The organism is Pedobacter sp. (assembly GCF_035317785.1).
In the GTDB taxonomy this organism is placed as follows: Bacteria; Bacteroidota; Bacteroidia; order Sphingobacteriales; family Sphingobacteriaceae; genus Pedobacter.
This window is the reverse complement of the sequence record NZ_DATHGC010000250.1, coordinates 1-14,483: the sequence shown is the minus strand read 5'-3', so window position 1 is coordinate 14,483 and position 14,483 is coordinate 1. Positions and strand designations below refer to the sequence as shown.

Here is a 14,483-nt window from a genome sequence, read left to right as displayed (position 1 = left end):
AGAAATTCCCATGGACTGCGAAAGAAGATTTCGAAGCATTTGATGAATCAAAAAAAGACAGGATCTTGTACAAAGAATTGCTATTCGCCTGGTACATACCGTCTATGGCCAAACCGATCAAAGAGAAGTGGTTTGAACCTGGCACAAATGGCTTACACCTGATTACTGATGCTGCTGACTATATTTATGAAAAGACCACCGCAGGCGCTTTTGATTCACGCTACAAGTACTTTATTTCAAAAAGCTCTTCCCAAAGTGCTGCTTTTTTTGAAATTGTAAAATACCGTAGAAACACCATTGATCAGGGTGTCAACTCCAATCTCCACTACCTGATGGCTCCCGCCATACGCCTTAGCGAGATGTACTACATTGCTGCAGAAGCTAGTTTTCAAAACAGTCCTGCTACCGCCTACGCCTATCTAAACCAGGTGCGGGCCCAAAGACAGATTGAGGACAAACTTCCTGTAGGAAATGAAGAAGAATTTCTCAAAGAGCTGATCAAAGACACACGGAAGGAGACCCTTGCAGAGGGGCAGTTATTTTACATGTACAAAAGGTTAAACCGGGGCATTGTAGGGCAAACGGGAGCAGTTATTCCTGCATCCAACAAAATATTTGTGCTGCCCCTGCCAAACGATGAGATCGTATACGGTGGCCGATAACTAACCATTTAATCATTAATGATAAAGAAATTTATGAAACCATACATCATCATATTATTAGCGGTCACCGGCTTTGCTTCCTGCAAGAAAGCAGATGAAAAGCTTTTTAACCATGCGCCAAGTGTATATTTTGATACCCAGGGGGGTGACAGGGACAGCATACTGCGAACCTTTGCTTATACCCCAACACTTGCACAGGATACCGTTTGGATACCTGTTCGCTTGTTGGGTATCAGAACAAACAAGGCAAGAACCTTTGCTGCAAAAGTAGAAATGGATTCTTCAACTGCAATTCCCGGAGTCCACTATGAAGCATTGAAACCTACTTATACCATTAATGCAGAAAAAGGATTTACCTATTTGCCACTTGTGATCTACAACAAAGACAAGGAACTTGAAGAACGATCTGTATCCGTCATGATCAAACTGATAGGAACTACCGATCTCGCCATTGAAAATCCATACCTGATCAAAGCAAAGGTGGTTTTCTCTGCAAAACTGGAAAAACCGGACTGGTGGGATACCTGGCCATTACCTCCCTATTCGAGAACTAAACATGAGCTGTTCTTTCTTGTCACAGGACAAAAGTCAATGACAAAAGAAGGATTGGACGCACCTAAAAACTTGTACTATGTAGCCCTGCTCAACACGATGCTCGGAAATCCGTTCAACTGGGTTGCCAAGAATCCGCTTAAAAAGTATGTCATAGAAGAAGTTACTCCAGGAAATACAGACCGGTATTATTTCTACAATACGGCCAACCCGGCTAAGAAAACACTGCTCAAGAAAAATGTACAGAATGGTAAATATTATTTTATAGATGAAAATGGAAATGAAGTCATTTAAGAAAATAAACATGGATATTAAGAAATTGATGATCCTGATGGCAGTGCTTGTTTTCTCGCTGGCCGCCTGCCACAAAGATCTGGGTCACTATGACATCAACATGCCGGTCGAACCCGAAGTGACCACATTAGATTCAGTATATAACGCAATTGTTGGAGACAGTTTAATCATCGACCCGGGGGTCAAAGGTCCTCCGGGTGCAGAACTGGAAATGTCCTGGAAAATCAGTGAGCGGACCGGAGGCGATATCACCTACACAGGCCCAAAATTGAGAGTCATTTTTGGACTTGCAGCGCAGCGTTACGACGGCATGCTCACGGTGTACAACAAAACCAATGGAATGAAGTACTTTTACAAGTTCAAGGTAAATGGTGCGACGGATTTCGAAAAAGGCACAACAGTTCTCAGTGTAGAAAATGGTGTTACTCAGTTCTCCTTCATCAAAGCCGATGGCACATTACAGGCGCGTTTGTACAAGGCGATGCAAGGAAAAGACTTGCCTTCAGATCCCCTATATCTATTCTTTTTGAGAAACAAGTATACCGGGGGAGTTATGCTCGGCTACTGGATTATCACCAAACATGACGGAGTAAGACTGGAACCAAACACCATGATGGAACACGATCGCTACCCAAACCAGCTGAAAGATAACTTTTTCACAAGTCCTGATGATCTTGAAGTTGGCTCATTGGTAGCGCACGAACAGGGTGTTATGATGGGTGTGGTAAACGGCAAATTCTATGGTGGCACAACCAGTACCTGGGACCAGGCAAGCACCTATGGAATGTTTGGATTGTCTGCCGAAGGCGACTATGATCTGGCACCGTCATTTGCAATGGCGGTAACAGATCCGGGTACCTACTTTATCTGTTTTGACAAAAACCGTAAACAATTTGTGAGGATTAACTATTACGGAACACCGGTTTACTTCGGTACCCAATACTCAGTGGAGGGTGGCAATATCTTTGATCCAATGAACGTCGGAATGGACTTGATCAAATTGGTACAGTTGAATAATGCAGACTGCTATGCAATCATGAAATCTGCAGATGGCAAGATCTATGAGCTGAAATTTAATGTAAAGTTCACAGGTCCGTTCAGCTTTACGGCACAGCAGAAACGTGAATTCATTCGTCCCGACCTGGTTACTCCTACTACCAAATGGCAGGGAGCAAAAAATGGTGTAATCTACATCGCATCAGGTACAAAAGTAGTCAGATACAACCCGGTCAACCAAGAAGTCAAAGACCTTGTTACAAACTTCGGCGGAAAAGAAATCACCATGTTGAAGCTTTCAGAAGATGAGGAAACGCTATTGGTCGGTACAGACGGTACAATCTGGTTCACCAATATCAAAACCGGTGAAGGGGGATCTCTGATTAAAAAAATCGAAGGCATCCCGGGGGCTCCTGTTGATATGGCAATAAGAACTAACTAATACACAATATAACAACACATGAAATTAAAACTATTATTACTTACTGCGCTGACCCCGGTCATCGCAGCTGCTCAAACTCCCGATTTTACCATCAGCGGGAAGATTGGAAACCTGAATAAACCTGCGAAAATCTACCTGGATTATACTGCTGAGGGCAGCGGCCGGACTGATTCTGCGGAACTGGTCAATGGCACATTTAAATTTTCCGGGAACATCTCAGGTAATGCTTCATCAAGGATCACCCTGTCCCGTGAGGGCATCAAGGACAAAGAAATTTATGGAACAAAGGGTCTCGGCGATGTCATCTACGTTTATTTTGGCAAGGAAAGCATCACCATTACTTCAGCTGACTCTCTATACAATGCCAAATGGTCGGGTTCTAAAGTCTACAACGAAATGAAGGTTTTTGAAGCACAAGTCGGACCTACCGTGATGACTGTACACCACAATGCAAACGTCGCCATCAACAGGGCTACCCCTGAGCAACAAAAAGACACACTCCATTTCAAAGCCCTTGACAAACAGGTTCAGGCTTTCAGAAAATCCAGAGGCGAAAAGATGCTCGAGTTTGCGAAAGCCAATCCTAATTCTTATTTCGCGCTTCAGGCTTTGTCTGAACTGGTTGGCGGCTATAGTACAAAGCCAGAGGTTGCACAGCCCCTGTTTAACAAGCTCAGCGAAACACTTCGCCTTTCTTATGGCGGACAAACGCTGTATAAGTTGTTAAACGCACATACCGTAACCGCCCTCGGTGCTGCCGCGCCAAACTTTACACAAAATGACGTAAATGGCAAAGCGGTTTCATTATCAGATTATAAAGGAAAGTATGTACTGGTAGAATTTTGGGCCAGCTGGTGCTCGCCATGCCGCGCGGAAAGTCCTAACCTGTTGAAGCAATATGCTGCATTTAAGGATAAGGGATTTGAGATCCTTGGAGTATCGGTAGATAGCGACAAAGCCAAATGGCTGGAAGCCATCAAAAAAGACGGCCTGACCTGGCCGCAAATCTCGGACCTTAAAGGCTGGGACAACGAAGTACGAAAAGTATACGGCATATCCGGGGTACCGGCAAATTTCCTGATCAACCCGGAAGGAAAAATAATAGGCTCTCATTTAATTGGTGAAGCTCTTAATAAAAAATTGGCAGAATTGCTCAATTAAGAAATTAGGGTTTATATCAATGATTTATAAGCCGGCGGTCTTTCAAAGGGACCGCCGGACTTATATGTCATGAGCTGTAATGAAATTACAACCCTTGTAAAACCACAAAATGACTATTATTAAATATATACTTAAAGCCACTGCTTTATTGCTGCTGACCTTAACTTCCCAGTCGTACGCGCAAAAGACCAACCCAAAAAAACTGGAGGGGATACTGTCGGTCGCAATTGAAAAAGCTTACGGGTCCAGCGTAAGGATATGGGGATTTGATACCTTAAAGAAAGTCCAGACCAGCGCACAGTTTACAGGCGTAGTGGTCAGCGCCCAGGGTCATGTTTTAACCGCAGCGCATGTGAATCAGCCCGGAAACACCTATTTGGTCAACTTTCCCAATGGAAAAACGGCTGTCGCAACAGGGCTTGGTGAAATTGAATTGACAGAAAACAAGACAATTCCTGATGCCGCCATGATGAAAATAGTGGAAAAAGGCAACTGGCCCCATGCAGAAATGGGTTGGTCATCCTCATTAAAACCCGGTGAACCCTGTTTAAGTATTGCTTATCCGGAAACCGTAAACCAAGCCAGGCCCAGTATCAGGTTTGGCCGCATTACCGACCTCAAAAATAAATGGGGCTTTATACAGTCAACATGTATAATGGAGCCGGGAGATTCGGGAGGACCCTTATTTGATCATTTAGGAAGAGTTGTCGCTTTGCATAGTGCCATAGGCATCAGTGAAGATGAAAATTATGAGATCCCGGTCGATATTTACAGGAGATACTGGACTGCTTTAAACACGCCTCAAATCTACGGCACATTCCCTTCAGTACAGGATAGCGTGGGTACGGACCCACTCCGGTCCAAAATAATAACGGTCACTGATTTCAGAGATCCGAAATTCCGTTTTGCAGCAAGCAACCCAGGTCCGCAGCAACCCTGCATACGCATAAAAAGTATGCTAAATGGCAAGGAACAACTGATAAATGGAACTTTGTTTGCTGTGCCGGCCAAGATTGCCACTGGAAATGCTGTCAATAGCCTGATCATAAGTAAGAGTTCGATGATTGGAAATGACCCCACTTACCTGTCGCAAAAAAACAACACTCTTCCTTTGAAAGTCATTTACAGAGACCAGGGGAACGATCTCGTAGTATTGCAGGCCTTAGCTGAGATTAAAGGTGGGATACAGTTAAAACAGTTTGTCAGTGATACCATTTCAGCTCAAACACTGGGCAGGCTTTTAGTCTCTCCACAACCAAACCGCAACGAACGGATCAGCATCATAGGCAGCATGTATTTTAAATCTTTAAAAAGATTTAGCCTGGGTTATCTCGGCGCAATGGCTACATTCAAAGACAACCACATCACCATTACGACGGTACAGCCCACTTCTCCTGCAGGTACAAGCGGCATAGAAGCAGGCGACAAGGTTTTAAGCATCAGCGGCATAACCATAGGCAAGCCCGAAGATTACGGGACCGAGCTGATGAAATACTGGCCCGGGGACCAAATTACATTTAAAATAAAACGTTCAGAAAACCTGTATTCAAAGGACCTGACATTGGGCATATTTAATCCTCCACTGTCAACCCATCCTGCAGATCAGTTTTCGGGAGGCAAAAGTATCCGCCGTGATGGTTTCGCACAGGTATTTAGTCATGACGCCATCATTTTTCCAGATGAATGCGGGGGGCCGGTCTTTGACCTCAATCAGCACTTTCATGGCATTAACATTGCCCGTTTCAGCCGAACAACGACACTTGTTATTCCGGCTGCTGTGATACTGGAATTGATTAAGAATTATCAAAATAATCTGGACACCCGTTAGCCTGATAAACATTATTGGTGATGTAATTTGCCTTTTACCTGACGGCTGCTACCACTAAAGCCCTGACCCAAAATTTCACACTGACTTTGGAATCCGTTCCCCAGTTGCTTAATTAAATCTCTGAGACTCGTCAGCAAACTGTCTGTGACTAAACAACGCCACCCTGATTTCGCACTGCCCTCGATATGAACCTGGCCGTAAAACAATATTCGTTTACTTGCTGGTCGTGTTGGTTTCAACTTATGGCCCTATGAAACCGTTGACCATCTTGTCTATAGAATCTATATATCTACGATGTCGTTTTAAAGTCTATTTTTTTCCAGTTTTTGGTTTTTAACTCATCAACCTGGCCATCGACCATCGTGGCGCTTAGTATCCCACATGGGCTAAACTGCTTGTTATTGATCAGCATTTTTCCCGCAAAAGTTGTTTTCAGATATTGCAGGGAAATCACAACGATGCAAAGACAACCCTGCTCAATTTCAAAGTCAAACTGTTTGACGGGGATTATCGGTGCATCAGGACTATTCTTTATTTCAACAGACTGAACCGGACTCAGGATCATTCGGCCATAACTGAGGTCGTACATTCCCACTGCCACACCAAGCATACAGATATTGGAAGTCTTTGGGAATTTTAAATCCCGTGGAATGTGCATATCAGGAAACTGGACATGTAGATTTTGACCTGTAATCGTAGTGGCAGGCTGTACAAAAAGATTGTTCCTCACCGGGGAATCTTCATTGAACTCAAAACCGTTTAACCTGCTAAAGCTTTCGCTGTCAAAATTAAATGTATCAATCTGCTGATCCAAAGACTGCTCGAGTATAATTCTTACTTCTTTCAGCAACCTGTTGATCATAGGACCGTCATATAACTGTACGATCACATTGTAAAAGTTACCTCTTATAGAAGAGGCGAGATTACTGGCCACTCCAAACTTCACCGCTGCTTTTTTTGACGGCTCAGTTCTTTTGTTGGGATCATATCTCGGCGACTGGGTGATTACCTGTGTATTCCTATATTTTTTATTCACGACAGGGCCGATCATACCCCGCAAAAATTTGCCGTCAAGTCTTGCCATTTTTATGTATATTTATAAGTTAGTTATGCTAAACAATACTCTGGAAACCGCTCCAGTACTGTCGCATATCGATTCACATACAATATACGAATATTTCATACATAGTCCATGTTTTCAATAAAAAACGTGGACTATAGGTGGGCTATAGGCGGACTATACGTGGACTATTATACAACGGTACCTTAATTGTCTTATACTAGATTTACTCGTTGTCTTATCCGTGTTTATACTTACAAAATGCCGCATGGACATTCCTGCATTACCTCTTTTGCAATACGAGAAAAGAAGCGCGAAGCCGCGCCCCGAGGGGTATCCGTACAATCCCGTCACTTTCGGCGAGAATATCCGGAAGAAACGCATGGATTTAGGACTGTTGCAGGACGATGTTGCGATATCGTTCGGGACGAGCCTCGATACCGTCACGAATTGGGAGAACGGCTATTACGAGCCGCAAGTAAAGATGTTAAGGAGAGTTCAAGAACTGATAAAGTATGAATAGTCCAACTGCATTAAACAGCTCGGGTTGCAACTTACAGAAAACTTTTCGTTGTTCCTGGTTTTACCTGTGTCACAATAAATCAATATTATAGCCAATGCTTATCTCAATAACTAATTAAATATCCGATGATGGTAAGGATAGAAATCGGGCTAAAAAAAGAAAGCCCGTTTTGCTGCTTAGCAAAACGGGCTTTCTTTTTAATGATCCAGTGAAATCCTATGGATTACCTGGCCTGATCTTTACTTTTTAGGCGCCTCCAGCAGTTTAAAGAACTGATCTAACTGCGGCAGGATCACGATCCTGGTTCTTCTGTTCGAAGCTTTTCCTGATTCAGAATCATTTCCAGCTACAGGAACATACTCACCCCTACCTGCAGCAGTCATTTTTGCAGCAGGAATGTTATATTCATTTTGCAGGATCCTGACTACAGCAGTAGCTCGTTTCACACTCAGATCCCAGTTGTCCAGCAGCACGCCTTGTTTGTAAGGCACATTGTCGGTATGGCCTTCCACCATAAACTCGATGTCCGGTTGTTTCAACAGTACCTGGGCCACTTTACCCAGCACTTCTTTGGCCGGTTGTCTCACCTCATATTTACCTGTGGCAAATAAAAGCTTATCCGAAATGTCAATGTAGACCACACCTTTTTCCACTTTGATGTTGATGTCTTTGTCATCCAGATTACCTATGGCGCCTTTCAGGTTCATCACCAGGTTCATGTTCAATGAGTCCTTGCGGGCTATTGCCGACTGCAGGTTTTGAATATAAGCGTCCTTAGAACTGATGTTTTCCAGTGATTTCTTAATGCTCTCTGCCTGTGAGCCGGATATGACCGAAAGGTCTTTCAGCTGGTTCAGCATTTGATCATTAGATGTTTTCTTCTCGCTCACCTGCGATTCCAGTTGTTTACTTAAAGCCTTATACTTAGCTGTAGAATCCTGGCTCCTGGCCAGATCTGTTTGCAGGATCTTATAGGTACTGTCCAGTCTCGAGTATCTCATATTGGCCTCCGTTATTTTTTTGGAAGTTCCGCAAGATGCTAATACTACCGAGAGCGCCGCTAATACTAAAATTCTAGATTGATACATGATAATTGAATTTTTATAGGTAAATAGATATCGAGAGGTCAATCCAGTAATATATAATATAATGGCAATTATCACGCCAGTTAGCAAAATCCTTGCTTAACACACCTTAAAGGCCTTTTTTGAATAATCGTCTTTATCCGGCATTGTCCTGAGCGCTTTGGAACACTTACGATACGCGAACCTCACAAATGTGTTTCGCTGGTCAGCAAAGTGTGGAGATATTCCACAGTAAATTAAATTGGCACAAAAACTAACTCATTGAAAATCAGTCGTGTGCCAAAAAGCCGTTCTGTTGGCATTATTATGTAGCATAGTCTAATCGTAATTAACAACAAAATTTACAAATACATTAAAAATAACAACTATGAAAAAGATCATTTTATCAGCAGCAATTTTAGCAGTAGCAGGATTAACATCAGTAAAAGCAAGCGAAATCAAAAACCCAGTAGTTATTGCTGTACAACAAGATAGTACTACAAAAACTCCGGTTGAACTAAAAGATCTTCCAGAGCCAGTTACTAAGACCCTACAATCTGATCCTGTGAAAGCGTGGACGCCAACTGCAGCGTTTTTAGTAACCAATGCGGACAAAACTACTTACTATCAGGTTGATGTTAAAAAAGAACAGGAAACTGGTTCTTTGAAAATCGATAAAGACGGTAAAATCATTCAATAACCTCATATATAATCCCTATTATATATAATAGTTAACAACAGAAAAAGCCGGAGGATTCCGGCTTTTTCATTTTATACTAATTTTTGGCAATTTGCGTTCTAGGGCATATGAGGATATTGATTAACCTGCTCTTTTTGTGCTGCTGTTTAACAGCTCCTGCCCAAAACTTCAAGTTTCCGGCAGTCCCGGCTCAGGGAAAAACAATAAAAGCCCTGATCCCTGCCCAGTGGAAGGTGATCGATTCTGTTTATGGTGATTTAAACGGCGACAAAACCGAAGACCTGGCCCTAATCCTTGAATTCTACGCTTCAGTAAAGGAAAACCGTGCTTACGGTGACAATACCACCGAACTTATTACTGAGATTCAAAGACCAAGAATACTCACCATATATTTTAAAGCGGGCAGGAATTACAAACTGATCACTCAAAACAACAATTTCATACTGCGCTCCGAAGAAGGCGGTGCCATGGGTGACCCGCTTCGCCCGCTTAGCATTGCAGACAATAACCTTAACTTTGCATTTGAAGGCGGAAGCGGCTGGAAGTGGAAATTGAATTACAGTTTTAAATATCAGGGCAATGACTGGCAGCTTACCAAAGCAGGGAATTATGCTTACCATAACAGTTCAGGAGAAATGAATGATAAGCAATATGATTTTGTCAATAAAAAACGGGTAGTGATCAGCGGAACTGTAGATAATAAGGATGCGGACAATGAAAAAATGGAACAGCCTTTGGCCGTAAAAACCCTTCGCACCTTTCAAAGTTTTAAAAAGCCCTGGACCTGGGAAATCGGACCTGATGAGTATTTGTAGGGTTCTGCACTAGCTTGGAGCTAAGAAAAATACCTTCTCAGAGAAGACATCAGCGCTCTTTGCTCCCCCTTCAGGGAGCCTAAGAGATGCAGTCTTCGAAGAGAACGGTTTTTTTCTTAGCTACCAAGCGGTTCTCTTAAACAAAAGATCTCTTGAACTATGCTGAACGAACAACACAGTTCAAGAGATCTCCCGGTACCCTCGTGATGACGAGAGCAGTTATGATAACAACGGCAAATATTATCTCGAATAATTCGGTGCTTCTTTAGTAATAGAAATATCATGCGGATGGCTTTCTCTCATACCTGCAGCGGTAATCCGTACAAATTTGGCTTTTTGCAGGTCTGCTATAGTTGCCGAACCGCAATAGTGCATTCCCGCTCTCAGACCACCCACATACTGGTAAATGACCTCAGCCAAAGTGCCTTTATATGGAACCCGGCCTACAATCCCTTCCGGCACCAGTTTGGTCACTACATCTTCTTCATCCTGGAAATAGCGGTCTTTAGATCCCTGCTGCATGGCTTCAACTGAACCCATACCACGGTAGGATTTGAACTTACGTCCTTCGTAGATAATCGTTTCGCCCGGTGATTCCTCTACTCCTGCAAAGAGCGAGCCTGCCATAATAGAACTTGCACCTGCCGCCAGTGCTTTTACAATATCACCTGTTTGTTTGATGCCACCATCAGCGATGACAGGAATACCGGTGCCGATTAAGGCTTGCGCACATTCGAAAACAGCATATAATTGTGGAACACCTACACCGGCAATGATCCTGGTTGTACAGATAGAGCCCGGTCCGATACCTACTTTTACAGCATCGGCACCCGCAGCGGCCAAAGCTCTTGCAGCGTCTGCCGTGGCAATGTTACCTGCGATCACCTGCAGCTCAGGCCACCTCTGTTTAATGGCTTTGACCATGTCGATGACCCCTTTGGAATGACCATGAGCAGTATCAACCGTAACCACATCTACACCAGCTTTAACCAAAGCAGCAACACGGTCGATATTATCGGATGCTACACCCACCGCAGCACCGACACGCAGTCTGCCGTGGTCGTCTTTACAGGCTTTAGGAAAGTTTTTATATTTCTGGATGTCCTTGAAGGTGATCAGTCCGGCCAAACGGCCTTCCTTGTCCACAACCGGGAGTTTTTCAATTTTGTAATCCTGCAGGATCTCTTCAGCCTGCAATAAGGTAGTGCCTTCAGCTGCAGTGATCAGGTTTTCCTTAGTCATGACTTCAGAAACATCGCGCTGCATGTCTTTTTGGAAGCGCAGGTCCCTGTTGGTAATGATCCCGACCAGTTTGCCTTCAGCATCGATGACGGGTATGCCGCCGATTTTAAAGTCTTTCATGATCTGGAATGCGTCGGCAACTTTAGCATCGGCCCTGAGTGTTACAGGATCCTGGATCATTCCGCTTTCTGAACGCTTTACCTTTCTGACTTCATCTGCCTGACGCGCTATGGTCATGTTCTTGTGCAGCATGCCAATACCTCCTGCCTGTGCCATTGCGATGGCTAAACCGGCTTCGGTAACGGTGTCCATTGCTGCAGAAACAATAGGAACATTGATGCGTATGTTTTTGGTCAGATAACTTCCGGTATCCACGTCGCGTGGCAGAACTTCAGAATAAGCAGGTACTAATAATACGTCGTCGTATGTCAGTCCTTCAGCTACAAATTTATTGGGATCGAGTTGCATAGCAAATAATTTATGAGTTACTATTTGCCGGGCAAAGATACGATTATAAACCAGATTACGCAACAGATGACTGTTAATCCCAAAAGATTACAATGAGATTAACATGCCAATCGTCAATGTTAAAGATTGTTAACGTTGTATTTATCAAAGCATTTATTTATAGATTTAGCTTATTAAATTAAACGCTATGAAAAAATTCTCCTTCCTGCCCATTCTCCTGCTTTCTTTATTTTCTGTCCATGCCCAAACTGTCAGCAGGCAGCAGCAGGTTGCAAACATTTCAAGTTTCGCCAAATTATGTGGCTATGTCAGGTATTTTCATCCTTCTGATGAAGCGGCGGCGATGGACTGGGATAAGTTCATTTATTACGGCATCAGGGAGGTTGAAAATGCAGAAAGCCCCAAAGCATTAAAGCTGAAGCTGAATGAACTTTTCAATCCGATAGCCCCTGCGGTATGGATAGGTGAAGATGCACAGACCAAAAATTTTAATCTTAAAGCCATAGTACCTCCCGTAAATACCGGTCTGAAAGAAATTACCTGGCAGCATTTTGGATTGGGCAATAAGGACGGCCTGTACAAAAGCGCCAGGACCAACCGTTCTGTAACGGTACTGGACCCGAAGCGATCTGGTTTTGGAGTAGCCAGCCAGAGCGTTGCTGCGACTGCTTACCGGGGTAAAAAATTCCGGTTAAAGGGGGCCATGAAAACGGATGTAATTACCGGACAAGGGCAAATGTGGATGAGGATAGACCTGGAACCAAATGGGAGAGGTTTTTTCGACAATATGGACAACCGGCCTGTGAAAGCAAATGCCTGGAAAGAATATGAAATTACAGGCGTAGTAGACAAGGATGCTAAAAGCTTTGTCTTTGGAGCTTTCCTATTGGGCGAAGGCAAGATCTGGGTAGATAAGTTTACGTTAGAAATCGAAGATAACGGGATCTGGGTGGCTGTACCTATGAAAAACTATTCGTTTGAAGAAGAAGGCCTGCTTCCCAAAGACTGGTACGCCGGATCGCCGGGTTATGAATATAGCATCGTAAAAAGCGAGACCTATGATGATCAGCGATCGCTATTGATTTCTGATAATTCAACTAAGGAAATGGTGACCAGCATTTTCGACCGAAAAGCCAAATATGGTGAACACTTTACAAAATCCATTGGAAATGGCTTGTCCTGCACCGTTCCGCTGGTGCTGATGGGAACCGAAAATGCGACCTATCCGGTTGCAAATGCTGCTAAGCTTGCTAAATTAATGGAGAAACTTGAACTGCTGAATATCAGCTCCTCTGATCCTTATGTGTCTTTATCAGGAGTAATCACTGTATGGAACGTTTTTCAGCATTTCTTTCCTTACAAAGAAGAAGCGAAACTGGCGTGGAACGATGAACTGGCACCAGCCCTTAGCGCTGCATATGAGGCAAAAACGCCAAAAGCCTACGGCAGTGTATTGAAGGTGCTTACGGAGAAACTGAAAGACGGGCATGTCAGCGTTCAGTATGGTGATCAAAATTACTTTTCGATGGATGCAGACGCTGTATTGGCAGAGGGTAAAATTGTGATCAGCAAGGTGGACTCTGCCGGAAGTGAGTCTGGTAAATTGAGAAGAGGTGATGTGGTATTGATGGTAGACGGCGTTCCTGCGGCAGAGCGGTTTGCAGGCCTGAAAAAAGAAATATCGGGATCAGAGCAGTGGAAGAACAATGCTGCGCTTGGTCAGATCTTTTCGGGTTATAAAGACACGGAAATGGTGCTGAAGGTAAAAAACGGCACTGAAGCAGAAAGGGAAGTACGTACAACAAGAAAGAAATACAGGCAATCTGCAGATAAAACGACCATTAAAAAACTCGGAGACAATATTTATTACATCAATATCGGCAATACCGAGATGAAAGACATCACGGCGCTCTTGCCTGAATTGACCAATGCGAAGGGGCTGATCTGTGATTTGCGTGGTTATCCTAAAAGTAATCATGCGCTGATCAGTCATTTGCTGTCTGTGCCGGATACCAATAAATGGATGTTTGTTCCAAGGATCATCTATCCTGATTACGAAAAAGTAACTTATGATGGGATGGGATGGAACATGCAGCCTGCAACACCACACATCAATGCCAAAGTTATTTTCCTGACAGGAGGCGGCGCCATCAGCTATGCCGAGAGCTATATGGGCTTCATCAAGCAGTATAAGCTGGCTACCATAGTAGGACAACCTACAGCGGGCGCCAACGGAAACATCAACCCATTTGCTGTGCCTGGAAACTCCCGTGTTGTTTTTACAGGAATGAAGGTGAAATTACAGGATGGCGGGCAGTTGCACAGCCTGGGCATACAACCGGATGTATTTGTCAATCAAACTATAAAAGGGATATCGGAAGGCCGTGATGAATATCTTGAAAAGGCTTTGGAAATAATGAAATAGATGGTTAGCCAGGTTTATCAGAATGCCCCAGGTTTTTCTCCGGACTCACGATGTCGCGCACCAGCTGCTTGAGTTCTTTGATCTCCGGAAAGCGTCCTTTTTCTTTCCTGTCAAAAACCTGTTCGCTGTCAATGCTGATGATGTAAGAACCGCCGGTTTCACTGGGCGCCAGTAAAACCCCATGGAGTTCATCTGTAAATGTGCTCAGCAGCTCTTGCGCCATATATGCTGCTCTGAGCATCCAGCCGCAT

13 protein-coding genes are annotated in these 14,483 nt (G+C 43.8%); 9 read left to right on the top strand and 4 right to left on the bottom strand.

The genetic code is table 11. The annotated features are described in order from the left end of the window. The 5 genes from VK541_RS15535 to VK541_RS15515 all read left to right on the top strand — a co-directional run. Positions 1-662: RagB/SusD family nutrient uptake outer membrane protein (locus tag VK541_RS15535; protein WP_324371220.1), on the top strand; the 662-nt coding region annotated here is incomplete at its 5' end. A 33-nt stretch (positions 663-695) separates the two neighbouring features. Beyond that, positions 696-1,508 (top strand): DUF4843 domain-containing protein, encoded by an 813-nt coding sequence (locus VK541_RS15530; protein WP_324371219.1) that lies wholly within the window; start codon positions 696-698, stop codon positions 1,506-1,508. Positions 1,509-1,518: 10 nt separating this feature from the next. Next, positions 1,519-2,946 carry a PKD-like family lipoprotein gene (locus VK541_RS15525; RefSeq protein WP_324371218.1) on the top strand — a complete coding sequence of 476 codons (1,428 nt, stop codon included), beginning with the start codon at positions 1,519-1,521 and terminating at the stop codon, positions 2,944-2,946. An 18-nt stretch (positions 2,947-2,964) separates the two neighbouring features. After that, positions 2,965-4,107: a TlpA disulfide reductase family protein gene (locus VK541_RS15520; RefSeq protein WP_324371217.1), complete on the top strand. Its 1,143-nt coding sequence runs from the start codon at positions 2,965-2,967 to the stop codon at positions 4,105-4,107. 109 nt (positions 4,108-4,216) lie between these two features. Next, on the top strand, positions 4,217-5,935 hold the full coding sequence (locus VK541_RS15515) for a trypsin-like peptidase domain-containing protein (protein WP_324371216.1): 1,719 nt from the start codon (positions 4,217-4,219) through the stop codon (positions 5,933-5,935). 289 nt (positions 5,936-6,224) lie between these two features. On the opposite strand, the gene VK541_RS15510 is transcribed toward VK541_RS15515, so the two are convergent. Beyond that, positions 6,225-7,019 (bottom strand): hypothetical protein, encoded by a 795-nt coding sequence (locus VK541_RS15510; RefSeq protein WP_324371215.1) that lies wholly within the window; start codon positions 7,017-7,019, stop codon positions 6,225-6,227. 244 nt (positions 7,020-7,263) lie between these two features. Between VK541_RS15510 and VK541_RS15505 the strand changes: the two genes are divergently transcribed. After that, complete coding sequence (locus tag VK541_RS15505) at positions 7,264-7,518, top strand: helix-turn-helix transcriptional regulator (protein WP_324371214.1); 255 nt, start codon at positions 7,264-7,266, stop codon at positions 7,516-7,518. A 239-nt stretch (positions 7,519-7,757) separates the two neighbouring features. Here VK541_RS15505 and VK541_RS15500 read toward each other — a convergent pair whose 3' ends face one another. After that, entirely contained in the window at positions 7,758-8,519 is a 762-nt protein-coding gene (locus VK541_RS15500) for an OmpA/MotB family protein (protein ID WP_324371213.1), read from the bottom strand. Between the two features lie 451 nt (positions 8,520-8,970). Between VK541_RS15500 and VK541_RS15495 the strand changes: the two genes are divergently transcribed. Next, entirely contained in the window at positions 8,971-9,282 is a 312-nt protein-coding gene (locus VK541_RS15495; RefSeq protein ID WP_324371212.1) for a hypothetical protein, read from the top strand. 107 nt (positions 9,283-9,389) lie between these two features. Next, positions 9,390-10,097: a hypothetical protein gene (locus tag VK541_RS15490; protein ID WP_324371211.1), complete on the top strand. Its 708-nt coding sequence runs from the start codon at positions 9,390-9,392 to the stop codon at positions 10,095-10,097. 240 nt (positions 10,098-10,337) lie between these two features. Here the strand turns inward: VK541_RS15490 and guaB are convergent, their stop codons facing one another. Then, a complete protein-coding gene (guaB, locus tag VK541_RS15485; protein WP_324371210.1) occupies positions 10,338-11,807 on the bottom strand; it encodes an IMP dehydrogenase in 1,470 nt (489 codons plus the stop codon). A 187-nt stretch (positions 11,808-11,994) separates the two neighbouring features. Here guaB and VK541_RS15480 point away from each other — a divergent pair, with 187 nt between their 5' ends. Continuing rightward, positions 11,995-14,232: a S41 family peptidase gene (locus VK541_RS15480; RefSeq protein ID WP_324371209.1), complete on the top strand. Its 2,238-nt coding sequence runs from the start codon at positions 11,995-11,997 to the stop codon at positions 14,230-14,232. Between the two features lie 4 nt (positions 14,233-14,236). Here the strand turns inward: VK541_RS15480 and VK541_RS15475 are convergent. After that, positions 14,237-14,483, bottom strand: a 247-nt coding sequence (locus VK541_RS15475; protein ID WP_324371208.1) for a SelT/SelW/SelH family protein, incomplete at its 5' end; no start/stop codon positions are given.